The following is a 20,176-nucleotide window of genomic DNA, read 5'->3' on the forward strand; positions in this document are numbered from 1 at the left end:
CCTACACCCCCGATTTGACCATCGCTGCGACGCAGCACAAGCATCAGATCTGCAACCGAGCGATGCAGGCAGCACATGGCACAAACAAAACGCCCCGACCGAGGGCCGGGGCGCTTCGCGTGCAATCAGTCTGCGCTCAGATGGCTCGCTCGACCATCGTTTTCTTGATCTCCGCGATCGCCTTGGCGGGGTTCAGACCCTTGGGGCAGGTCTTCGCGCAATTCATGATCGTGTGGCAGCGATAGAGCTTGAAGGGATCTTCAAGATCGTCGAGCCGCTCACCCGTCGCCTCGTCACGGCTGTCGATGATCCAGCGATAGGCGTGCAGAAGCGCTGCCGGCCCGAGATACCGATCGCCGTTCCACCAGTAGGACGGGCAGGCGGTCGAGCAGCAGGCGCACATCACGCATTCGTAAAGACCGTCGAGCTTTTCGCGATCCTCGATGGACTGCTTCCATTCCTTGGCCGGGCGCGGCGTCTCCGTCTCGAGCCAGGGATGGATCGAGGCGTGCTGCGCGTAGAAATGCGTCAGGTCCGGGATGAGATCCTTGACCACCGGCATGTGCGGCAGCGGGTAGATTTTCACGTCGCCCTTCACCTCGTCGATGCCGTAGATGCAGGCCAGCGTGTTGATCCCGTCGATGTTCATCGCGCAGGACCCGCAGATGCCTTCGCGACAGGAGCGGCGGAAGGTCAGCGTCGGGTCGATCTCGTTCTTGATCTTGATAAGAGCGTCCAGAACCATCGGCCCGCAGGCGTCGAGGTCGAGGAAGTACGTATCGACCCGTGGATTTTCCCCGTCATCGGGGCTCCAACGGTAGATCTTGAACGTACCAACCCGGTTCGCGCCCTCGGGCTTCGGCCAGGTCTTGCCCGTCCGGATGGTGGAGTTCTTGGGGAGCGTCAGTTGAACCATGACGGTGCCTCCGTGGCTATTTCATCATTCAAGATATGGCGTGAGCGCGCGGCATGAAAGGCGGGACCGACCGACCGTGACAATGCGCGGCATCTCTTCGGGTCTCTGCGTGCAATCATCATAGACGAGCTACCTCGCTCAGTGCAGCACCACTCAGACACTGCAATGTCTCCGGCTTGCGCAGGATCGCGGTGACGACCTCGCCTGTGGCGTCGGTCGGGCCAGTCACGCTGTCGGCAGCGAGGGAGACGATCTGTGTCGAGTTCGCATTGTCGATGATGCAGTTGATCGCTGGCTCCACAGGAAGGCCGGGATAGCGTTCGAGTACGACCCGGTTGACGGTCGATTTCGCCGCAGAGCGCGCGATCTGATCCTGCGTCTGCGGCGTGCAGCCGGCAAGTGCCAGGATGGCAATCAGCGCCGTTGGGGCGGCGCGCGTGTATGACCGGGTCAATCGAGGCAATAGAGCGTCCCGCGATAGAGAGTGGGGGCGCCGGGCGGACAGTCTAGGCTGGCGGCGGTCACGACAGTTCCGCCGGTCCGACCACCCGCGCCATGCGCCGAAAGTCCCGCACCTTTGCCGGTATAGACATCTGCTTGCACAATCGGGGCCGGCTGGGGCGCCGGCGCGGGCGGTGCGGCACAGGCGGAAAGAGCTGCGAGTGCGGCAGCCGCGAGCGGTTTGAAACCCCGAGCCATCAGAACGTGCGCGCCTTGGGCGCGATCTTTTTCAGCTCGATCCCGCCTTGCTCTTCCGTGGTCAAAGGATCGGTCACGATCGGACGATAGCTGAGATCCACCTTCGCGTCCGAGATCCGGCTGATCGTATGTACGCGCCAGTTCTCGTCGTCGCGCTCGGCGAAGTCCTCGTGCGCATGGGCACCGCGGCTTTCCTTCCGTGCCTCGGCTCCGGCGATGGTCGCCAGCGCGTTCGGCATGAGGTTGGTAAGCTCCAGCGTCTCCATGAGATCGGAGTTCCAGACAAGGCTGCGATCCGTAACCTTCAGATCGCCGATCTTGCCTGCGATGTCGGTCATGCGCTTGAGACCGTTCGCCATCGTCTCGGCGGTGCGGAAGACGGCGGCGTCTTCCTGCATGGTCTTCTGCATCTCGAGCCGGAGTTCCGCTGTGGGCGTCCCGCCATCAGCGTGGCGCAGCGCATCGAAGCGGTCGAACGCCTTGTCCACCTGTCCCTTGTCGGCCTTGCGCGGCGAGGCTGCCCGGTCGACCACGTCGCCCGCGCGGATCGCGGCGGCGCGGCCGAAGACCACGAGGTCGATGAGCGAGTTCGATCCGAGGCGGTTCGCACCGTGCACGGAGGCGCACCCCGCCTCGCCCACGGCCATGAGGCCGGGCACGATCTTGTTCGGGTCGTCCGCTGTCGGGTTCAGCACCTCGCCCCAGTAATTCGTGGGGATGCCGCCCATGTTGTAATGCACGGTCGGAATCACCGGGATCGGCTCTTTGGTGACATCGACGCCCGCGAAGATGCGCGCGCTCTCGGAGATGCCGGGCAGACGCAGTTGCAGCGCCTCTTTGGGCAGGTGCGAGAGGTTCAGGTGGATGTGATCGCCACCCTTGCCGACGCCGCGTCCTTCGCGGATCTCCATCGTCATGCAGCGCGAAACGTAGTCGCGTGGCGCGAGGTCCTTGTAGTTGGGCGCATAGCGCTCCATGAACCGCTCGCCTTCGGAGTTGGTCAGATACCCGCCTTCGCCGCGCGCACCCTCGGTGATAAGGCAGCCCGCGCCGTAGATGCCGGTCGGATGGAACTGAACGAACTCCATGTCCTGAAGGGGTAGCCCGGCCCGCGCGACCATGCCGCCGCCATCGCCGGTGCATGTATGCGCCGAGGTAGCGGAGAAATAGGCACGGCCATAGCCGCCGGTCGCGAGCACGACCATCTTCGCGTTGAAGACATGCATCGTGCCGTCGTCGAGCTTCCAGCAGACGACGCCCGTGCAGGTGCCGTCATCGTCCATCAGAAGGTCGATGGCGAAATACTCGATGTAGAACTCGGCGTTGTTCTTGAGCGACTGGCCGTAGAGCGTGTGCAGGATCGCGTGACCGGTGCGGTCGGCGGCAGCACAGGTGCGCTGTACCGGCGGGCCTTCACCGAACTCGGTCGTGTGGCCGCCGAAGGGACGCTGGTAGATCTTGCCCTCTTCGGTACGCGAGAACGGCACGCCGTAATGCTCAAGCTCGTAGACCGCCGCGGGAGCATGACGCGCGAGATATTCCATCGCGTCGGTGTCGCCGAGCCAGTCGGACCCCTTCACCGTGTCGTACATGTGCCATTGCCAGTGGTCGGGCCCCATGTTCGACAAAGAGGCCGCGATGCCACCCTGTGCGGCCACGGTATGCGACCGGGTCGGGAACACCTTGGTCACGCAGGCGGTCTTGAGCCCTTGCTCGGCCATGCCCAGCGTCGCGCGCAGGCCCGAGCCGCCGGCCCCCACGACCACGACGTCATAATCATGCGTCTCGTATTCGTATTCAGCCATGTCTCGTCGGTCTCCGCGAAATCAAAGCGCCAGGCGCGCGACGGCGAAAAGGCCGGTCGCGGCGAGCGCATACATAAGGCAGGTCATGCCGAGGATGAGGATCTTTTCCCAAAGTCCGTGCACGTAATCCTCGACGAGGGTCTGGAAGCCGTCCTTGAAGTGGATGCAGGTCACGAGGATCGTGAGCCCCGCCACGATCGCCGGGAAGGGACGGGAGTAATAAGCGATCACCTCTTCGTAGCTCGATCCCAGGATCGGGCCGAAGGTGAAGACGAAAAGCGGCACCAGGAAAAGAAGGCCCACGGATTGGATCTTCATCTTCCAGAAATGCTCGGTTCCGGCTTTCGCGCTGCCCCAGTTCACGGCGCGCTTGCGGTCGGTCAGGAATGCCATGTGCTGCGCCCCTTCAGATGATGATGACGGTGAGGATGGTCATGGCGACGGAGGCACCGATCATGCCCCAGCCGAGCTTTTCCGCGATATCGAGCTCGAGACCTATCGCGTAATCCCAGATGAGGTGCCGGATGCCGGCGAAGAAGTGGTACCAAAGTGCCCAGACCGACAGGAACATCACCAGATCGCCGAACCAGCTCGTCACGAAGCCGTTCGCGGTGGCGAAATACTCGGGCCCGGAGGCCGCGGCGATGAACCACCATACAATCATGAAAATCGCGACGATCAGCGCATTGCCGGTAATCCGCGTCAGGATCGAGGTGATGGAGGTCAGCTGCGGGCGGTAGACCTGCAGGTGCGGCGACAGGGGGCGGTTCCCCCGGTTCACGTCTGCCATTGACGAATTCCTTTCGGTTCCCTGAGCTTGGTTCTAGTCATATTTATCGCGCTGTCACGCGCCCAGCCTCGAAAATGAGCGCCTTTGCCGCGGTTGCCGGGCTGATAGCGCGGCAAGTGATCACAAGAAATACGCGTGTGATCACAAATATCCACCGCGCAGCGAGTCGCCTCGGGCCATTAGAGCGGGATCAGCGCCCAGTAATCGAGATCGAGCAGGATACCGGGCAGATACCTGCCATCCTCATCCTTGAGCTCGCCGACGCTGCCGTCTTTCGTTGCAACCAGGCGCAAACGGATCGCACCGACGCCCGGCGCGGAGGTTTCCGCCGTGTCGAGCACTTCGGACCAGGCCCGGATCGTGTCGCCTGCAAAGCACGGATTGGCATGCGCCCCTGCATTGAGCCCTGCGATGATCTGCGCGTTGGCGAGACCGTTGAAACTGAGCGCGCGAGCCATCGAGATGACATGCCCGCCATAGATCAGGCGCTTGCCATCCTCGCGCTGGGTGGCGTCGAAATGCACCTTGGCCGTGTTCTGCCAGAGGCGCGTCGCCATCATGTGCTCGGCTTCCTCGACCGTGACGCCGTCTACGTGGTCGATAACCTCTCCGATCGCGTAATCGCTGAGGCGGTGCCGTTCTCCGGCCTGACCGAAATCGTAATCCGAGAAATCGAGCCCCGAGGGAATCGTCAGATCGGCGGGCTCGAGCGCATTCTTGAGGTTGGGCACGACGGTCGAGGGGGCGGGAGCATCTTCATCGCGTTTCTTGACCATCACCCAGCGCACGAAGTCGATCACCGTCTCGTCGCGTTGATTGATGCCCTTGGTCCGCACCCAGACGACGCCGGTTTTCCCGTTCGAATTCTGCTTGAGGCCGATCACTTCCGACTGCGCGCGCAGCGTGTCGCCGGCGAAGACAGGCTTCAGCCAGCGTCCTTCCGCATAGCCCAGATTGGCTCGCGCGTTGAGCGAGATATCCGGCACCGACTTGCCGAAAACGACGTGGAACGCCGCCAGATCATCGAGCGGACTTTCCGGCAGGCCCGAGGCGCGCGCGAACTGGTCCGATGAGTAGAGCGCGTGCCGCTCCGGGTAGAGCGCGTGGTACAGCGCCCGCTCGCCCGGACCGACGGTGCGGGGCACGGCGTGTTCCAACACCTGCCCGATCTCGTAATCCTCGAAGAAATTTCCGGAATTGGTCTTCGCCACCGATCCACCCTCATCCTTCATCACTGCTCTCCGAGCTTCATGTCAGGATCGTAGGTGCCGGGTGCGTCCTTCACGACGGCTTGGCCGCAGCGCATCACGCCGTTCGCGGAATCGAAGGCGTAGGTCGGATCGCCGTAGAGCTCCCAGCCCTTGGAGAGGGCTTCGCTCACCTTGTGGCAAAAGGCCGACGTGTCGTCTTCGCTGAGGAAGCGGTAGAGTTTCATAAGGTCTCCTCTCGCGGGGTCAGGCCGGGAAGGGCCAGACGCCCAGCCAGGCGTGAATTCCGGTGATGAGGACGAACATCACGATGGAAATGATAAGAAGAACGACATCTTTCTTCGCAGGGCCGGGCTCGGGCCGGTCCCAGGTCGTGCTCTTGTTGATGAGGATCACCTCGGCGACAGCCCAGGCCAAGAGCCCGCCGAAAAGGATGATCGAGGCCAGGTCACCGTTGACCAGAAGGTGCGCGATCGCCCAAACCTTGACCGCGGTGAGCTGCGGATGCCGCAGCTTGCCGCGCAAACGGCCTTTCGTGGCACTCATCCCGTACAGGAACACGGCACCCAGCATCATCAGGTTGTTGATGTGGACCATGAAGGACGGCGGGTTCCAGACAGGGATCAAGGGCGCCGCGCGATAGCCAAGGATCATAAGGACGAGCCCCGCCAGAACGCCGACCGCGACGAGCCCCTTGCCCGCATTGCCCATCGCCGCGCGCTGCTCGGGTGCGACACGTTTGAAGAAATGCGCGGCGACCCAGAGGAGCAGCCCGAGTATCAGCAGAAGCATTGCGGTCATCCTTTCGCGATGGCGTCGATTGCTTCCGCTTGTGCCAAGAGTTTGCGGGCCGTGTCTACGTGCAGATTTTCGACGATCTTCCCGTCGACCACCGCGACCCCCTGCCCTTCGGCCTTCGCCGCCTCGTAAGCCTCGATCTGACGGCGCGCGAGATCGAGGTCGTCTTCGGAGGGGCCAAAGGCGCGGTTCGCGATCTCGACCTGAGCGGGATGGATCAGCGTCTTGCCGTCAAAGCCCATATCGCGGCCTTGCCGGCATTCGGCGGCGAGCCCCTCTTCGTCCTTGAACGCGTTGTAGACGCCGTCGACCGCCGCGATGCCATGCGCGCGCGCCGCCAGCAGGCACTGACCCAGCGCCGGCAGCATCGAGACCCGGTCGGCTGTCGCCCGCGCGCCGAGCTCCTTCACGAGGTCGTTCGTGCCCATGATGAAGCCGTCCATCAGAGGATGGGCCGCGATCTCGGGCGCCGCAAGAATGCCGCGCGGCGTCTCCATCATGGCCCAAAGCCGCACGTCGCCGGTGATCCCCGCGAGAGAATCGAGCTGCGCCGTGTTCTCGACCTTCGGCAGAAGCACCGCATCGGCCTTCATCTCGGCCGCGGCCTTCGCGTCGTCCTTGCCCCATTCGGTCTCAAGGCCGTTGATCCGCACCAGGGTGAAGCGCGGCGCGAAGCCGCCCTTGTCCAGCTCTTCGGCGAGTGTCGCACGGGCCACCGCCTTTTCCTCGGGTGAGACCGCGTCCTCCAGATCGAAGATGATCGCATCGACCGCGAGGCCCCGCGCCTTGTCGATCGCCCGCGGCTTGGAGCCCGGAATATAGAGGACGGAGCGAAGCGGGCGGGTCATCATGGGCGGCATCCCCTCAGGCGGCGCGAAACAATATTGCGCCGGAAACAGCCAGTTTTTGCCGAAACATTCAAGCAGAATTTGCTGCAATGCAGAGAGCCGCCCTCAGCTCAGCGCGTCCCAGATGAGTTTAGAGCCGGTGATGCCGAGCAGCGTATAGGTCAGACCGAAGAAGACCCGCTCCGGCACGAGATGATGCGCCTTGATCCCGATCCAGGTGCCGAGGACCGCCGCGGGGATCAGCGCGAGATCGAGAAGCAGGCTTTCGCGGGTGAAGATTCCCATCCCCGCGTAAAGCCCGACCTTGGAGAGGTTGATCGCCCAGAACACGAGAACCGTGGTCGCCTGGAACGCGGTCTTCGGCAGGCTGCGCCCCAGCAGATAGACCGCGGCGGCAGGTCCGCCTGCATGGCTGACGAAAGAGGTGAAGCCCAGCGTCAGACCCGCAAGGATGCCCGCGCGCTGGCCCATCTGCCGCTCGATCCGGATGACACCGGCTTTCTGCGCCCACTGCCACGCGATGAACAAAAGACAGACCAGCCCAATCACAAGGCGAATCGCGTCGTCGTTCGTCCAGCGATAGAACAGCGCGCCGAGCACCACGCCGGGCAGACCGGCCGCGATCAGGAGCCGCGCCTCCGGCCAGCGCCACTTCTTCCAGTAGGCCGGCAAACTGACCACGTCGATGACCATCAAGAGCGGCAACATGATCCCGAGCGCCGCACCGGGATCGAGCACGATCGCCAGAATCGAGGCCGACGCAAACGCTGCGCCCGAGCCGAATCCACCCTTGGAGACGCCCGCGAAGATCACCGCAGGCACGGCAAGCGCAAAAACGGGCCAGCTGAGAAGATCCATGTGAAAACGTCCGTAAATGACGGTGTTAGCGATGTGTTAGCGCTTGAGCCCGGCAATGAACAGGCTGGCCTTCCAAGGTCGCTGCATCGCGGCAGGCTTGCGCGCGGCCCGGACATTGCTTAGGCCATCACGCAAATTTTCACCCAACCGGAGACTACCTCATGGCCAGACCCAAGATCGCGCTCATCGGCGCGGGACAGATCGGCGGGACGCTTGCACATCTTGCCGCGCTGAAGGAGCTGGGCGACGTCGTCCTCTTCGACATCGCCGAGGGCACGCCCGAGGGCAAGGCGCTCGACATCGCAGAATCCGGGCCGTCCGAAGGCTTCGATGCGAACCTCAAAGGCACCCAGGACTACGCCGATATCGCTGGCGCGGATGTCTGCATCGTCACCGCCGGCGTGCCGCGCAAGCCGGGCATGAGCCGCGACGACCTTCTGGGCATCAACCTCAAGGTCATGAAGTCGGTTGGCGAAGGCATCCGCGACAATGCACCGGACGCGTTCGTGATCTGCATCACCAACCCGCTCGATGCGATGGTCTGGGCCCTGCGCGAATTCTCGGGCATGCCGCACGAGAAAGTCGTCGGCATGGCGGGCGTTCTCGACAGCGCGCGTTTCCGCCACTTCCTCAGCCTCGAGTTTGGCGTGTCGATGAAGGATGTCTCCGCATTCGTTCTCGGCGGTCACGGTGACACGATGGTGCCGCTGACCCGCTATTCGACGGTCGCAGGCGTGCCTCTGCCCGACCTTGTCAAAATGGGCTGGACCACGCAGGACAAGCTCGACGCGATCGTGCAACGCACCCGTGACGGCGGCGCTGAGATCGTTGGCCTCCTGAAGACCGGCTCCGCCTTCTACGCGCCCGCAACGAGCGCCATCGAGATGGCCGAGGCCTATCTCAAGGACCAGAAGCGCGTCCTGCCCTGCGCGGCATGGTGCGACGGCCAGTTCGGCCTGAAGGGCCTTTACGTCGGCGTGCCGACCGTCATCGGCGCAGGCGGTATCGAGCGTATCGTCGAGATCCAAATGACCAAGGACGAACAGGCGATGTTCGACAACTCGGTCAACGCGGTCAAGGGTCTCGTGGACGCCTGCAAGGGCATCGACGACAGCCTGAGCTGAGATCGGCGACACTGCGATTTCAATCAAGGGCGGCCGCTGAGCCGCCCTTTTTCGTTGCGGTTCAGTCTGGCGACGACAGTCCGACGCTTCGATCGAAAGCCTCCGGTCTGAGGTCAACGCTCCCACCGAAAAGCGCCGCCGTCGCGCGGGCCGGATCGCACGGCATAGGCTCCAGGCACCCGGCTTGCCTCAGTGCATCGGCCAGTTCCGGCCCGAGGACGCGCAGCTTGTCATGCAGGGCGAGCGCCGCTGCTCCGTCGCCCCCAGCCTCCGTGACTTCTGCAATCTGACGCGCGCGAAAGGACTGGGCGCGCGAGCCGTCTTTATACATGCCCTGCGCGGCGTACCGCATGAGCTTGGCGCACCAATGCGCCCGCGTCAGCCCGTCGAAATGACAGATCTTCGCCTCGCGGCTTTCCGCGATGCGCGCTGGCGGCTCACGACGGGGGCCATGAAGCCCGAGGCTGAGCCCACGCCCGGTCCGAGTGACGCTCTTGCCAAGCGCATGTCCGCAAAAGCCGCGATCGGTGAAGAGCGCAAGCTCGTCTCCAAGCAGGCGGCGCGCGGCACGCGGCGGACCCGGAACCTGCCACAGCAGAGCGCCGTCGAATATCGTGTCCACCGGCGCGTCCCTCAGCCAGACACGCTCACCGTTCGGGATATGCAAACTGTCGATGTCGTCTGGCAAAGCGGAGAGCAGCCCTGCGAATTCCTCTGCCGCCAGGAATTCGTCGGCATCTACGTGCAGGAGCCAATCGACCTCCATCGTCCGCACCGCGTGCTCCGCATTGAACCGTTGCTTGCGGTTGAGAGCCGCGGGCTTGCGCCGCACTCCGACAATGTCTGTATAAAATGCCTCATCGGCCCCGATGAGATGCACCTGCGGCACACGCCCGAGCAACTCGTTGATGCGAGGGTCGGATCGATCGAGATAGTAGCGGATCTCTGATACACCCATCGTCACGTAGTGCGCGGCGTGCGCCGCAAGAAGTTCAGGCGGCTCTGCGACGGTCGAGACGACGCCCCAACGCATCGCTTACGCCTTGAGAAGGGCCGCATGGCCCTCGCGGTCGGCCCGCTCGACCAGTAGCGCCGCATCGAACGCCTCGACGGACAGATCTGCCGAGACGCCTGGAAAGATCCGCGTCAGCGACGCCGACGCATCCACACCTGTCGGCTTCAGACGGTGTATGCGGCTCATCTTCCGAGCCATCAGCGGCGGAATGACCCTGAGCCGGTCGTGCAATGCGACGACCGGAGCGAGATCGCCGCCCGACTCGACAGCCAGCGCGATCTGCTGATCCCGGTAACTCGAATGACGGCGCCCGGGCTTCGGCAGAACCCCGTTCTCTGCGTGACGTTGAAGCTTCAAGGCCCAGTGCAGACGGGTGAGACCGTCGAAATGACTTATTCTAACGGTGTCGGCGGCATGGGTCACATCCGTGTCGCAGCGCGGCCGGTGAATGCCCGCGCCGATGCCGCCGCCAACACGCAGCGCCCCCTTTCCGAGTGCATGTGCCAGAAGACCGTGACGCGTCAGATGCCCCATATCCGGGCCCCGCACCCGGGCAAGACGGCCCGGATCGGTCATCGGGAGCGCCAATGCGCCGTCGAAAATGGTCTCGAGCGGCGCGCCTTCGAGGTAGACCCTCTCTCCGTTCTGCACCCAGTATGCCGAGATCTCGGGCGGCAAGGCGGCAAGCTCCTCGGCGGGGTCGGCGGTCAGGAACTCGTCGGCGTCGAGATGGAAGAGCCAGTCTGCATCGCTCAGCGTCTCTGCGTGGTTGGCGTTCACGATCTGCCGTCTGTTGATCCAGCCCGGACGACGGCGTCCGATACTGGAATAAAAGGCATCATCGCAGGTGATGAGCGTCACGCGCGGGTCCGCACCGATCGCCGCTTCGAGATCCGGATGCGGTCCATCGAGATAGAGATGAACATGCAGGGCGCCGAGATCGAGGTGATGCGCCGCGAACGCCAAAAGCAGCGCCGCAGGTTCGCGCACGGTTGCAACGACGCTCCAGCGACCACCGGACGCCGACATCTGCGCCCTGTTGGACGTCATCTTGCGAGGCATTGCTCGAAACCTCAGAATTTCTTCTTTTTGTTGATGAGACGGTATGCGAGGCGCGCCTGGCTTGTCAAAATCGCCCCGCCGCTTTCGGCGACCAGTGATGCAGACCGGCACCGAGAACGCGCATCGAAGAGTCGGACACCGCCGCCCCGCATTGTGATCACACTAAATTCCTGTGTGATCACAAAAGGCGAATTATTGCCGGGTCAGCGCAATTCGAGGTGTTTTTCGGTGCACGACGCCCCAGCTAGCCTTTATAGCAGGTGGAAAGACAGCAAAACGGGACGGATGACATGAATATCCACGAGTATCAGGCCAAGGCTCTTCTGCGGAGCTACGGCGCGCCGGTCTCCGACGGCCGCGTCGTGCTTAAAGCTGCGGACGCCAAGACCGAGGCCGCCAATCTCGATGGCCCGCTCTGGGTGGTGAAGGCCCAGATCCACGCGGGCGGTCGCGGCAAGGGCTCCTTCAAGGAAGCCGATGCTGGCGAGAAAGGCGGCGTGCGCCTGGCCAAATCGGTCGAGGAAGCCGCCGAAGAAGCCAAGAAGATGCTCGGCAAGACCCTCGTGACGCACCAGACCGGCCCGGCGGGCAAGCAGGTCAACCGCATCTACATCGAGGATGGCTCCGATATCGAGCGCGAGCTCTACCTCGCGCTGCTGGTAGACCGCGTGTCGAGCCGCGTGTCCTTCGTCTGCTCCACCGAAGGCGGCATGGATATCGAAGAGGTCGCGGCTTCCACGCCCGAGAAGATCCTGTCCTTCGCGGTCGACCCTGCCACGGGATACCAGCCCTATCACGGGCGCCGCATCGCCTTCGCCCTCGGGCTGGAGGGCGCGCAGATCAAGCAATGCGTCAAGCTGATGGGCATCCTCTACAATGCCTTTATCGAGCGCGACATGGAGATGCTCGAGATCAACCCGCTGATCGTGATGACGAACGGCGAGCTGAAGGTTCTCGACGCCAAGCTCGGTTTCGACTCGAACGCGCTTTACCGTCAGCCCGACGTGGCAGAGCTGCGCGACGAGACCGAGGAAGACCCCAAGGAGCTTGAAGCGTCCAAGTACGACCTCAACTACATCGCGCTCGACGGCGAGATCGGGTGCATGGTCAACGGTGCGGGCCTCGCGATGGCGACGATGGATATCATCAAGCTCTACGGCGCGGAGCCAGCGAACTTCCTCGACGTCGGCGGCGGTGCCACGAAGGAGAAAGTGACCGAGGCGTTCAAGATCATCACCTCTGACAGCAACGTCAAAGGCATCCTCGTGAACATTTTCGGCGGCATCATGCGCTGCGACGTCATCGCCGAGGGCGTGGTCGCCGCGGTGAAGGAAGTCGGCCTGAAAGTTCCGCTGGTCGTGCGTCTTGAAGGCACCAATGTTGAGCAGGGCAAGGAGATCATCAACAACTCCGGCCTCGACGTGATCGCCGCGGACGACCTCAAGGACGGCGCGCAGAAAATCGTTCAGGCGGTCAAGGGCTGAGAATTCGGCGGACGGATCGCGATGAAGCTCGAACACATACATGCAACCGGTCGTGAACAATCGGCGTATCTCGGGGGTTTCCCCCCGAGCATCGGGGCGAGCTTTGCCCCGGCGCCCGCGTTCCCGCCTGCCGCGCCTCGGCGCGCGCGGGTCACGGCCCAGCATAGGAGAGCCGCCATGTCGCTTCTGTCCAGATCCAAGACCCAAACCCTGCCCAGCCTTCCCGAGAACAGCGCGAGCTACGCGCCGTTCCTGATCGGGATCGCGATGGTCGGCTTCGGCCTCGCGCTTCGGCGCACCGAACCCAACACCCTTTCGCTGCCCGAGCCCAACCGGCCGGCGCGGCTGAAAGACGTCAAATCCGGCCGCGACGCGGCCCGTGTGGCGCGCGACGGGATTGCGCGCTTCATTCCCGCAAATCTCACAGGCTCTCTCGGCCGCACGCTCATCCTGATGGGAGGTGCGACCATCGCTGTCCGCGCCCTCGACGAGCTCGTGGACGACGAGGGGCCAGACTACTGATCAAAACGGGGCGGGCCGGAAAAGGCCCGCCAGAGGGACGAAGGAAACGAAATGGCCGTTCTTGTCGACGAAAACACCAAGGTGATCTGTCAGGGCTTCACCGGCTCCCAGGGCACGTTCCACTCCGAACAGGCGATCGCCTACGGCACCAAGATGGTCGGTGGCGTGACACCGGGCAAAGGCGGGCAGAGCCATCTTGACCTGCCGGTCTTCAATTCCGTGCACGAAGCCAAGCACGAAACCGAAGCGAACGCCTCGGTGATCTACGTGCCGCCGCCCTTCGCCGCCGACTCGATCCTCGAGGCGATCGACGCGGACATGGAGCTGATCGTCTGCATCACGGAAGGGATTCCCGTTCTCGACATGATGAAGGTCAAGCGCGCGCTCGAAGGCTCCAAGTCGAAGCTGATCGGCCCGAACTGCCCAGGTGTCATCACGCCCGACGCCTGCAAGATCGGCATTATGCCCGGCCACATCCACAAGCGCGGCAAGGTCGGCGTCGTTTCCCGCTCGGGCACGCTCACCTATGAGGCGGTCAAGCAGACCACCGATGTGGGCCTCGGTCAGTCGACCTGCGTCGGCATCGGCGGCGACCCGATCAAGGGCACGGAGCATATCGACGTTCTGGAATGGTTCCTCGCCGACGACGAGACCGAGGCGATCATCATGATCGGCGAGATCGGCGGTTCGGCCGAGGAGGATGCCGCGCAGTTCCTCGCCGATGAGAAAAAGAAAGGCCGCTGGAAGCCGACCGCCGGGTTCATCGCGGGGCGCACCGCGCCTCCGGGCCGCCGCATGGGCCACGCCGGCGCGATCGTCGCTGGCGGCAAAGGCGGCGCGGACGACAAGATCGAGGCAATGAACAAGGCGGGTATCGTTGTCGCCGACAGTCCCGCCACCCTCGGCGAGGCCGTTCTCAAGGCGATCGACAAAGGCTGAGGCCGGACAGTCCGTGGCCCCCGGCACAAGCCGGGGGCATTCACACCCGAAGTCTCCCGATCAGGGTCCGCGCCGCAGACGCTGATCCGGACACTTCGCCAGACAGGGCTCAGAGGAGGCCGCCGGAATGGGCAACACGATCGCACCGTCGATCCTGCTATGCACAGCGCTTGCGTTGGGCGGCTGCTCCTTTTTCGGCTTCGGCAACGAGGTCTATTTCAAGGACGACGGCAACGGCTGGGTCGAGATCGAACGCGCCGAATACGAGGCGCTGCAAACCGCTGCTCCGGCACCGGCAGACACTGCCCAACGCTTCGTCGACATGAGCGATGCCGAGCGTCGCGCCCTGTCGGACGACATCACCCGAGACATCTGTAATATCCCCGAGGGTCAGCCGATCACGCCGGAGACGCCATGCGATCTCTGATGCGGTTCGAGCCCTTTCCTTTCAAGCCCGGTCCCCAGCCCCAAGAGGTGACATCATGACCGACCAAAGCCCCAACGACGCCTTCCACGCCTCCTCGTTCATGCAGGGGCACAACGCGGAATATCTCGAACAGATGTACGCGCGTTACGCCAACGACCCGAGCGCGGTCGACGACGCCTGGCAGGCCTTTTTCAAGGGGCTCGGCGACGATGAGATCTCGGTCAAGAAAGAGGCCGAAGGCCCGTCCTGGGCGCGCAAGAACTGGCCGCCCGAACCCGTCGACGAGCTGACAGCGGCGCTGACCGGCGAATGGCCGATGCCCGCCATCCCGGGCGAGGCGAAGGCCGCGGGCGAGAAGATCAAGGCCAAGGCCGATGCGGAGGGCGTCAAGCTCACCGATGACGACATCCAACGTGCGGTGCTGGATTCGATCCGCGCGCTCATGATCATCCGCGCCTACCGGATCCGTGGCCACCTTGCCGCCGATCTCGACCCCTTGGGCATGCGCGACACCTCCGAGCATCCCGAGCTCGATCATCGCTCCTACGGCTTCACCGATGCCGATCTCGACCGTCCGATCTTCATCGACAACGTGCTCGGCCTCGAGATCGCGAGCCTGCGCGAGATCATCTCGGTCTTGAAGCGCACCTATTGCGGCACCTTCGCGCTGCAATACATGCACATCTCCGACCCCGAGCAATCCGCGTGGCTGAAAGAGCGGATCGAGGGCTATGGCAAGGAGGTGAAGTTCACGCGCGAGGGCCGCAAGGCGATCCTCAACAAGATGGTCGAAGCCGAGGGCTTCGAGAAGTTCCTGCACGTCAAGTACATGGGCACCAAGCGCTTCGGCCTCGATGGCGGCGAAAGCGCGATCCCGGCGATGGAGCAGATCATCAAGCGCGGCGGCGCGCTCGGCCTCGAGGAAATCGTCATCGGCATGCCCCACCGGGGCCGCCTCTCGGTCCTGGCGAACGTGATGGGCAAGCCCTACCGCGCGATCTTCAACGAATTCCAGGGCGGCAGCTTCAAACCCGAGGATGTCGACGGCTCTGGCGACGTGAAATACCACCTTGGCGCATCATCCGACCGCGAGTTCGACGGCAACACCGTTCACCTCTCGCTGACCGCGAACCCCTCGCACCTCGAGGCGGTGAACCCGGTCGTGCTCGGCAAGGTCCGCGCCAAACAGGACCAGCTCAAGGACAGCTCACGCACCAAGGTGTTGCCGATCCTTCTGCATGGCGACGCGGCCTTCGCGGGCCAGGGCGTCGTCGCGGAATGTTTCGCACTCTCGGGCCTGCGCGGGCACCGGACGGGCGGCACGATCCATCTCGTGGTGAACAACCAGATCGGGTTCACCACCGCGCCGCACTTCTCGCGCTCCTCCCCCTACCCGACCGACAACGCGCTCGTCGTCGAGGCACCGATCTTCCACGTCAACGGGGATGACCCCGAAGCCGTGGTTCATGCTGCCAAGGTCGCCACGGAGTTCCGCCAGAAATTCGGCAAGGACGTGGTCATCGACATGTTCTGCTATCGCCGCTTCGGTCACAACGAAGGCGATGAGCCGATGTTCACCAACCCGTTGATGTACAAGCAGATCAAGGGTCACAAGACAACGCTCACGCTTTATACCGAACGCCTTGTGAAAGACGGGCTCATCCCCGAGGGCGAGATCGAGGACATGAAAGCCTCGTTCCAGTCGCATCTCAACGAGGAGTTCGAGGCCGGCAAGAACTACAAGCCCAACAAGGCCGACTGGCTCGATGGGCGCTGGTCGCATCTCGATCGCCAGAAAGAGGGTAAGTACCAGCGTGGCAAGACCTCGATCAAGAAGAAGACCCTCGAGGAAATCGGCCGCGCACTGACGGAGCCACCCGAAGGCTTCCCGCTGCACAAGACGGTCGGCCGTCTCCTCGAGACCCGAAAGAAGATGTTCGAGACCGGGCAGGGCTTCGATTGGGCGACCGCCGAGGCCCTGGCCTTCGGCTCGCTTCTGACCGAAGGCTATCCGGTGCGGCTCTCGGGCCAGGATTCGACGCGCGGGACGTTCTCACAGCGCCATTCGGCCCTGATCGACCAGGAAACCGAGGAACGGTATTATCCGCTCAATCATATCCGTGAGGGTCAGGCCCGCTTCGAAGGGATCGATTCCGCCCTTTCGGAATACGCGGTGCTCGGGTTCGAGTACGGCTACTCGATGGCCGAACCCAATGCGCTCACCCTCTGGGAAGCGCAGTTCGGCGACTTCGCCAATGGCGGCCAGATCATGTTCGACCAGTTCATCTCGTCGGGCGAAAGCAAGTGGCTGCGGATGTCGGGCCTCGTCTGCCTTCTGCCGCATGGTTACGAGGGACAGGGCCCGGAGCACTCCTCCGCCCGGCTCGAGCGCTTCCTGCAGATGTGCGGTCAAGACAACTGGATCGTCGCGAATTGCTCGACCCCGGCGAACTACTTCCACATCCTGCGGCGGCAGCTTCACCGCTCCTTCCGCAAGCCGCTGATCCTGATGACGCCGAAATCGCTTCTGCGCCACAAGCTCTGCGTCTCTGAAGCGGAGATGTTCGTGGAAGGCTCGTCCTTCCACCGCGTCCTCTGGGACGATGCGGAGAAGGGTCATTCCGAGACCGAGCTGAAGCCCGACGCCGAAATCAAGCGCGTCGTGCTGTGCTCCGGCAAGGTCTATTACGACCTCCTAGAAGAGCGCGACAATCGCGGGATCGACGACGTCTACCTGATGCGGATCGAGCAGTTCTACCCGTTCCCCGCCGTATCCGCGGTGAACGAGCTGCAGCGGTTCAAGCAGGCCGAGATCGTCTGGTGCCAGGAAGAGCCCAAGAACCAGGGCGCCTGGAGCTTCATCGAACCCAATCTGGAATGGGTGCTCGGCCGGATCGAGGCTGAGTACAAGCGCGCCCGGTATGTCGGCCGCGCGACCTCGGCCTCGCCCGCAACGGGTCTGGCCTCGACCCACAAGGCACAACAAGCGGCGCTCGTGGACGAAGCGTTGACGATTGAAGGAAAGTAAGTGACATGACCACCGAAGTGCGCGTTCCCACCCTGGGCGAATCCGTCTCCGAGGCGACCGTGGCAACCTGGTTCAAGAAACCGGGGGATAGCGTCGAGCAGGACGAAATGCTGTGCGAGCTGGAAACCGACAAGGTGACCGTCGAGGTGCCCTCGCCCGCCGCCGGAACCCTTGCCGATATCGTTGCGGGCGAAGGAGAGACGGTCGGCGTCGATGCGCTTCTGGCGAACATCTCCGAAGGCGCGTCTGGCGGCAAATCCGACGAGGGCTCGAAAGAGACCAAGGAGGCGCCGAAGGAAGAGGCGGCCGGGTCGGGCGGTGACCAGGGCGATACGACGGGCGAAACCGTCGATGTCATGGTTCCGACGCTCGGCGAGTCGGTCTCCGAAGCCACCGTCTCCACCTGGTTCAAGAAGGTCGGCGACAGTGTCGAGGCGGACGAGACGCTGTGCGAGCTGGAGACCGACAAGGTCTCCGTCGAGGTGCCCGCGCCGTCCGCAGGCACGCTCTCCGAGATCAAGGCCGAGGAAGGCTCCACCGTGGAAGCCGGCGGCCAGCTTGCCGTAATCGCGAAATCCGCCGCCGGTCAGTCCGGCAAGGCCAAGCCCGATGCGGGCGTGGAACACGGTGGCGACAGCCCCTCTGCCAAGGAAGGTGACAACCAATATTCGACACCTCCCGCCGGGCAAGGCCGCAAGGACGTGGAGGATGCGCCTTCGGCCAAGAAGGCGATGGCCGAGAAAGGCGTTAGCCGCGACCAGGTCACGGGCACCGGCCGCGACGGGCGTGCGATGAAGTCAGACGTGGACGCGGCACTCGCCGCCGCCAAATCCGCCCCCGCCGAGGGCAGCCAGCCCAAGCAGGCCCCGCGCGCCCCGGTCTCCGCCGAGGATGCCGAGCGCGAGGAGCGGGTGAAGATGACCCGCCTGCGCCAGACCATCGCCCGTCGCCTCAAGGACGCGCAGAACACCGCGGCCATGCTGACCACCTACAACGAGGTGGACATGACCGAGACGATGGCGCTCCGCTCCGAATACAAGGAGCTCTTCGAGAAGAAGCACGGCGTGCGCCTCGGCTTCATGTCCTTCTTCACCAAGGCCTGCTGCCATGCGCTTAAAGAGGTGCCCGAGGTCAATGCCGAGGTGGACGGCACCGACATCGTCTACAAGAACTTCGTGCATATGGGCATCGCGACGGGCACGCCGCAGGGTCTCGTCGTGCCGGTGATCCGCGATGCGGACGCCAAGTCCTTTGCCGAGATCGAGGCCGACATCGCGGACAAGGGCAAACGCGCCAGAGACGGCAAGCTCTCGATGGCCGAGATGCAGGGCGGCACGTTCACCATCTCGAACGGCGGCGTCTACGGCTCGCTCATGTCCTCGCCGATCCTGAACCCCCCGCAATCGGGCATCCTCGGCATGCACAAGATCCAGGAGCGGCCGATGGTCGTGAACGGCAAGATCGAAGCGCGCCCGATGATGTACCTCGCGCTCAGCTACGATCACCGCATCGTTGACGGCAAAGGCGCGGTGACCTTCCTCGTGCGGGTCAAGGAAGCCCTCGAGGATCCGCGCCGGATGCTGATGGATCTGTGAAGACGGTCTTCGGGGCGCAGTGCTTGCGGGCTGTTTACGGCATGCGAGACTGCGCCTCGGGCCCATCCTCGGCCCAAGCCATGCAAAGAGATCCCGTGCACCGTTTCGACACAGCCCTCCAAGCCCGCCGCGCCTTCGCCCCCGAAGGCTACGCGACGCTCGCCGATGTCGGCCTCGATCTGCCATTGGTCTCGCCCTATCAGCTCTCTTGCGGCAATCCCGATGGCCCGGTGCTGATCTCCTACAATCACATGGACGCGCCCACAGCACGGGCCAACCGGGAGCGGATCGCGCGGGACGGCTATCTGCCGGAAATGCTGTTCAACCGGGTGCTCGACCGGGCGCTGGCGCTGGCGGGGATGGCGCGTCGCGACATCTATCTGACCCACGCGTTCCATGCCCTGCCCGAAGCCCGCTCCGCCGCGATCCCGGCCCGCCTCGTTGAGGAAAGCTTCGACAGCATCACCCGGCACGAAATCGACGGGCGCCCCGTCATCGCGCTTGGTCGGGACGCGGCCCGATGCTGCGCGCGCTTCGGCGTGTCGCATCAGGCGCTGCCGCATCTCTCGGCGCGCGGCGAAAGCCTCGACACCAAGGCCCGCCGTCTGGCCGACGCGCTGCCCCAATCCGCAAAAAGGCATGCCGCATGACCCCAGAACTCACCATCCTCGCCCTTGCGGCGCTTCTGCAATGCGTTCAGTTCGTGCTGTTCGCGATCCCTGCGAACCTCGAACTGGGCCCCGGCTACACGATGTCCGCCCGCGACCGCGAGCCCTCGCGCGAGCTCTCGACCGGGACCGCCCGGCTCCAGCGGGCGCTCGGAAATCATTTCGAGGGGCTCATCCTCTTCACCATCGCGGTCGTCGTCGTCACCTATGCCGACAAGGGCGATGTCTTCACCGCGGCCTTCGCCGTGATCTACCTGCTGGCGCGCATCCTCTACGTGCCGGCCTATTACTTCGGTTGGCGTCCGGGCCGCTCCCTCATATGGGCGGCGGGCTGGCTCGCCACGGTTCTCATGCTGATTTACGCGCTGATCTCCTGATCGGCGCTCCGAC

21 protein-coding genes are annotated in these 20,176 nt (G+C 63.9%); 9 read left to right on the plus strand and 12 right to left on the minus strand.

Features of this window, described 5'->3' with window-relative positions; all coding sequences use genetic code 11:
• Nucleotides 1–136: 136 nt before the first annotated feature.
• The 10 genes from FIU91_RS16920 to FIU91_RS16965 form a co-directional block, all read right to left on the minus strand.
• Nucleotides 137–916, minus strand: coding sequence for a succinate dehydrogenase iron-sulfur subunit (locus tag FIU91_RS16920; RefSeq protein WP_093008897.1), 780 nt, complete (start codon nucleotides 914–916; stop codon nucleotides 137–139).
• Nucleotides 917–1,034: 118 nt separating this feature from the next.
• Nucleotides 1,035–1,379 carry a hypothetical protein gene (locus tag FIU91_RS16925; RefSeq protein ID WP_254701993.1) on the minus strand — a complete coding sequence of 115 codons (345 nt, stop codon included), beginning with the start codon at nucleotides 1,377–1,379 and terminating at the stop codon, nucleotides 1,035–1,037.
• Nucleotides 1,380–1,614: 235 nt separating this feature from the next.
• A complete protein-coding gene (gene sdhA / locus FIU91_RS16930; RefSeq protein ID WP_093008900.1) occupies nucleotides 1,615–3,420 on the minus strand; it encodes a succinate dehydrogenase flavoprotein subunit in 1,806 nt (601 codons plus the stop codon).
• Nucleotides 3,421–3,441: 21 nt separating this feature from the next.
• On the minus strand, nucleotides 3,442–3,813 hold the full coding sequence (gene sdhD, locus FIU91_RS16935) for a succinate dehydrogenase, hydrophobic membrane anchor protein (protein ID WP_152463365.1): 372 nt from the start codon (nucleotides 3,811–3,813) through the stop codon (nucleotides 3,442–3,444).
• 13 nt (nucleotides 3,814–3,826) lie between these two features.
• Nucleotides 3,827–4,210 carry a succinate dehydrogenase, cytochrome b556 subunit gene (gene sdhC / locus FIU91_RS16940; protein ID WP_152463366.1) on the minus strand — a complete coding sequence of 128 codons (384 nt, stop codon included), beginning with the start codon at nucleotides 4,208–4,210 and terminating at the stop codon, nucleotides 3,827–3,829.
• Between the two features lie 179 nt (nucleotides 4,211–4,389).
• Entirely contained in the window at nucleotides 4,390–5,421 is a 1,032-nt protein-coding gene (locus tag FIU91_RS16945) for a MaoC family dehydratase (RefSeq protein WP_152463775.1), read from the minus strand.
• A 20-nt stretch (nucleotides 5,422–5,441) separates the two neighbouring features.
• Entirely contained in the window at nucleotides 5,442–5,645 is a 204-nt protein-coding gene (locus FIU91_RS16950) for a DUF1737 domain-containing protein (RefSeq protein WP_093008903.1), read from the minus strand.
• Between the two features lie 19 nt (nucleotides 5,646–5,664).
• The gene (locus FIU91_RS16955; RefSeq protein ID WP_152463367.1) at nucleotides 5,665–6,210 is read right to left on the minus strand and encodes an NnrU family protein; all 546 of its coding nucleotides are present in this window, start codon (nucleotides 6,208–6,210) and stop codon (nucleotides 5,665–5,667) included.
• Between the two features lie 5 nt (nucleotides 6,211–6,215).
• Entirely contained in the window at nucleotides 6,216–7,067 is an 852-nt protein-coding gene (locus FIU91_RS16960; RefSeq protein WP_371418206.1) for a CoA ester lyase, read from the minus strand.
• Between the two features lie 102 nt (nucleotides 7,068–7,169).
• Nucleotides 7,170–7,922: a sulfite exporter TauE/SafE family protein gene (locus tag FIU91_RS16965; RefSeq protein WP_152463369.1), complete on the minus strand. Its 753-nt coding sequence runs from the start codon at nucleotides 7,920–7,922 to the stop codon at nucleotides 7,170–7,172.
• A gap of 161 nt (nucleotides 7,923–8,083) precedes the next feature.
• Here FIU91_RS16965 and mdh point away from each other — a divergent pair, with 161 nt between their 5' ends.
• The gene (mdh, locus tag FIU91_RS16970) at nucleotides 8,084–9,046 is read left to right on the plus strand and encodes a malate dehydrogenase (protein WP_093008906.1); all 963 of its coding nucleotides are present in this window, start codon (nucleotides 8,084–8,086) and stop codon (nucleotides 9,044–9,046) included.
• A gap of 61 nt (nucleotides 9,047–9,107) precedes the next feature.
• Here the strand turns inward: mdh and FIU91_RS16975 are convergent, their stop codons facing one another.
• Together FIU91_RS16975 and FIU91_RS16980 are read right to left on the minus strand one after the other, a co-directional pair.
• Entirely contained in the window at nucleotides 9,108–10,079 is a 972-nt protein-coding gene (locus FIU91_RS16975; protein ID WP_152463370.1) for a glycosyltransferase family 2 protein, read from the minus strand.
• Nucleotides 10,080–10,082: 3 nt separating this feature from the next.
• Nucleotides 10,083–11,123, minus strand: coding sequence for a glycosyltransferase family 2 protein (locus FIU91_RS16980; protein WP_152463371.1), 1,041 nt, complete (start codon nucleotides 11,121–11,123; stop codon nucleotides 10,083–10,085).
• A 290-nt stretch (nucleotides 11,124–11,413) separates the two neighbouring features.
• On the opposite strand from FIU91_RS16980, the gene sucC reads away from it, so the two are divergent.
• The 8 genes from sucC to FIU91_RS17020 all read left to right on the plus strand — a co-directional run bounded on the left by sucC (nucleotide 11,414) and on the right by FIU91_RS17020 (nucleotide 20,163).
• Complete coding sequence (sucC, locus tag FIU91_RS16985) at nucleotides 11,414–12,607, plus strand: ADP-forming succinate--CoA ligase subunit beta (RefSeq protein WP_093008909.1); 1,194 nt, start codon at nucleotides 11,414–11,416, stop codon at nucleotides 12,605–12,607.
• 177 nt (nucleotides 12,608–12,784) lie between these two features.
• Nucleotides 12,785–13,129, plus strand: a complete 345-nt coding sequence (locus tag FIU91_RS16990; protein WP_245760145.1) for a hypothetical protein — start codon at nucleotides 12,785–12,787, stop codon at nucleotides 13,127–13,129.
• A 51-nt stretch (nucleotides 13,130–13,180) separates the two neighbouring features.
• Nucleotides 13,181–14,068, plus strand: a complete 888-nt coding sequence (sucD, locus tag FIU91_RS16995; RefSeq protein WP_152463372.1) for a succinate--CoA ligase subunit alpha — start codon at nucleotides 13,181–13,183, stop codon at nucleotides 14,066–14,068.
• 127 nt (nucleotides 14,069–14,195) lie between these two features.
• The gene (locus tag FIU91_RS17000; RefSeq protein WP_152463373.1) at nucleotides 14,196–14,495 is read left to right on the plus strand and encodes a hypothetical protein; all 300 of its coding nucleotides are present in this window, start codon (nucleotides 14,196–14,198) and stop codon (nucleotides 14,493–14,495) included.
• 55 nt (nucleotides 14,496–14,550) lie between these two features.
• On the plus strand, nucleotides 14,551–17,523 hold the full coding sequence (locus FIU91_RS17005) for a 2-oxoglutarate dehydrogenase E1 component (protein WP_152463374.1): 2,973 nt from the start codon (nucleotides 14,551–14,553) through the stop codon (nucleotides 17,521–17,523).
• Nucleotides 17,524–17,528: 5 nt separating this feature from the next.
• The gene (odhB, locus tag FIU91_RS17010; RefSeq protein WP_093008913.1) at nucleotides 17,529–19,118 is read left to right on the plus strand and encodes a 2-oxoglutarate dehydrogenase complex dihydrolipoyllysine-residue succinyltransferase; all 1,590 of its coding nucleotides are present in this window, start codon (nucleotides 17,529–17,531) and stop codon (nucleotides 19,116–19,118) included.
• Nucleotides 19,119–19,213: 95 nt separating this feature from the next.
• Complete coding sequence (locus FIU91_RS17015) at nucleotides 19,214–19,768, plus strand: hypothetical protein (protein ID WP_152463375.1); 555 nt, start codon at nucleotides 19,214–19,216, stop codon at nucleotides 19,766–19,768.
• Complete coding sequence (locus FIU91_RS17020) at nucleotides 19,765–20,163, plus strand: MAPEG family protein (RefSeq protein ID WP_093008915.1); 399 nt, start codon at nucleotides 19,765–19,767, stop codon at nucleotides 20,161–20,163. Before FIU91_RS17015 ends, FIU91_RS17020 begins: the two co-directional genes overlap by 4 nt.
• Nucleotides 20,164–20,176 lie beyond the last annotated feature (13 nt).

Source organism: Roseivivax sp. THAF30, assembly GCF_009363575.1.
GTDB classification, from domain to species: Bacteria; Pseudomonadota; Alphaproteobacteria; order Rhodobacterales; family Rhodobacteraceae; genus Roseivivax; species Roseivivax halotolerans.

What these genes read in the sequence shown, in the direction of transcription:
- FIU91_RS16920 (WP_093008897.1), bottom strand. Translation starts at nt 916, where the DNA reads ATGGTTCAACTGACGCTCCCCAAGAACTCCACCATCCGGACGGGCAAG.
- sdhA (WP_093008900.1), bottom strand. Translation starts at nt 3,420, where the DNA reads ATGGCTGAATACGAATACGAGACGCATGATTATGACGTCGTGGTCGTG.
- sdhD (WP_152463365.1), bottom strand. Translation starts at nt 3,813, where the DNA reads ATGGCATTCCTGACCGACCGCAAGCGCGCCGTGAACTGGGGCAGCGCG.
- sdhC (WP_152463366.1), bottom strand. Translation starts at nt 4,210, where the DNA reads ATGGCAGACGTGAACCGGGGGAACCGCCCCCTGTCGCCGCACCTGCAG.
- FIU91_RS16950 (WP_093008903.1), bottom strand. Translation starts at nt 5,645, where the DNA reads ATGAAACTCTACCGCTTCCTCAGCGAAGACGACACGTCGGCCTTTTGC.
- FIU91_RS16955 (WP_152463367.1), bottom strand. Translation starts at nt 6,210, where the DNA reads ATGCTTCTGCTGATACTCGGGCTGCTCCTCTGGGTCGCCGCGCATTTC.
- FIU91_RS16960 (WP_371418206.1), bottom strand. Translation starts at nt 7,067, where the DNA reads ATGATGACCCGCCCGCTTCGCTCCGTCCTCTATATTCCGGGCTCCAAG.
- FIU91_RS16965 (WP_152463369.1), bottom strand. Translation starts at nt 7,922, where the DNA reads ATGGATCTTCTCAGCTGGCCCGTTTTTGCGCTTGCCGTGCCTGCGGTG.
- mdh (WP_093008906.1), top strand. Translation starts at nt 8,084, where the DNA reads ATGGCCAGACCCAAGATCGCGCTCATCGGCGCGGGACAGATCGGCGGG.
- FIU91_RS16975 (WP_152463370.1), bottom strand. Translation starts at nt 10,079, where the DNA reads ATGCGTTGGGGCGTCGTCTCGACCGTCGCAGAGCCGCCTGAACTTCTT.
- FIU91_RS16980 (WP_152463371.1), bottom strand. Translation starts at nt 11,123, where the DNA reads ATGCCTCGCAAGATGACGTCCAACAGGGCGCAGATGTCGGCGTCCGGT.
- sucC (WP_093008909.1), top strand. Translation starts at nt 11,414, where the DNA reads ATGAATATCCACGAGTATCAGGCCAAGGCTCTTCTGCGGAGCTACGGC.
- FIU91_RS16990 (WP_245760145.1), top strand. Translation starts at nt 12,785, where the DNA reads ATGTCGCTTCTGTCCAGATCCAAGACCCAAACCCTGCCCAGCCTTCCC.
- sucD (WP_152463372.1), top strand. Translation starts at nt 13,181, where the DNA reads ATGGCCGTTCTTGTCGACGAAAACACCAAGGTGATCTGTCAGGGCTTC.
- FIU91_RS17000 (WP_152463373.1), top strand. Translation starts at nt 14,196, where the DNA reads ATGGGCAACACGATCGCACCGTCGATCCTGCTATGCACAGCGCTTGCG.
- FIU91_RS17005 (WP_152463374.1), top strand. Translation starts at nt 14,551, where the DNA reads ATGACCGACCAAAGCCCCAACGACGCCTTCCACGCCTCCTCGTTCATG.
- odhB (WP_093008913.1), top strand. Translation starts at nt 17,529, where the DNA reads ATGACCACCGAAGTGCGCGTTCCCACCCTGGGCGAATCCGTCTCCGAG.
- FIU91_RS17020 (WP_093008915.1), top strand. Translation starts at nt 19,765, where the DNA reads ATGACCCCAGAACTCACCATCCTCGCCCTTGCGGCGCTTCTGCAATGC.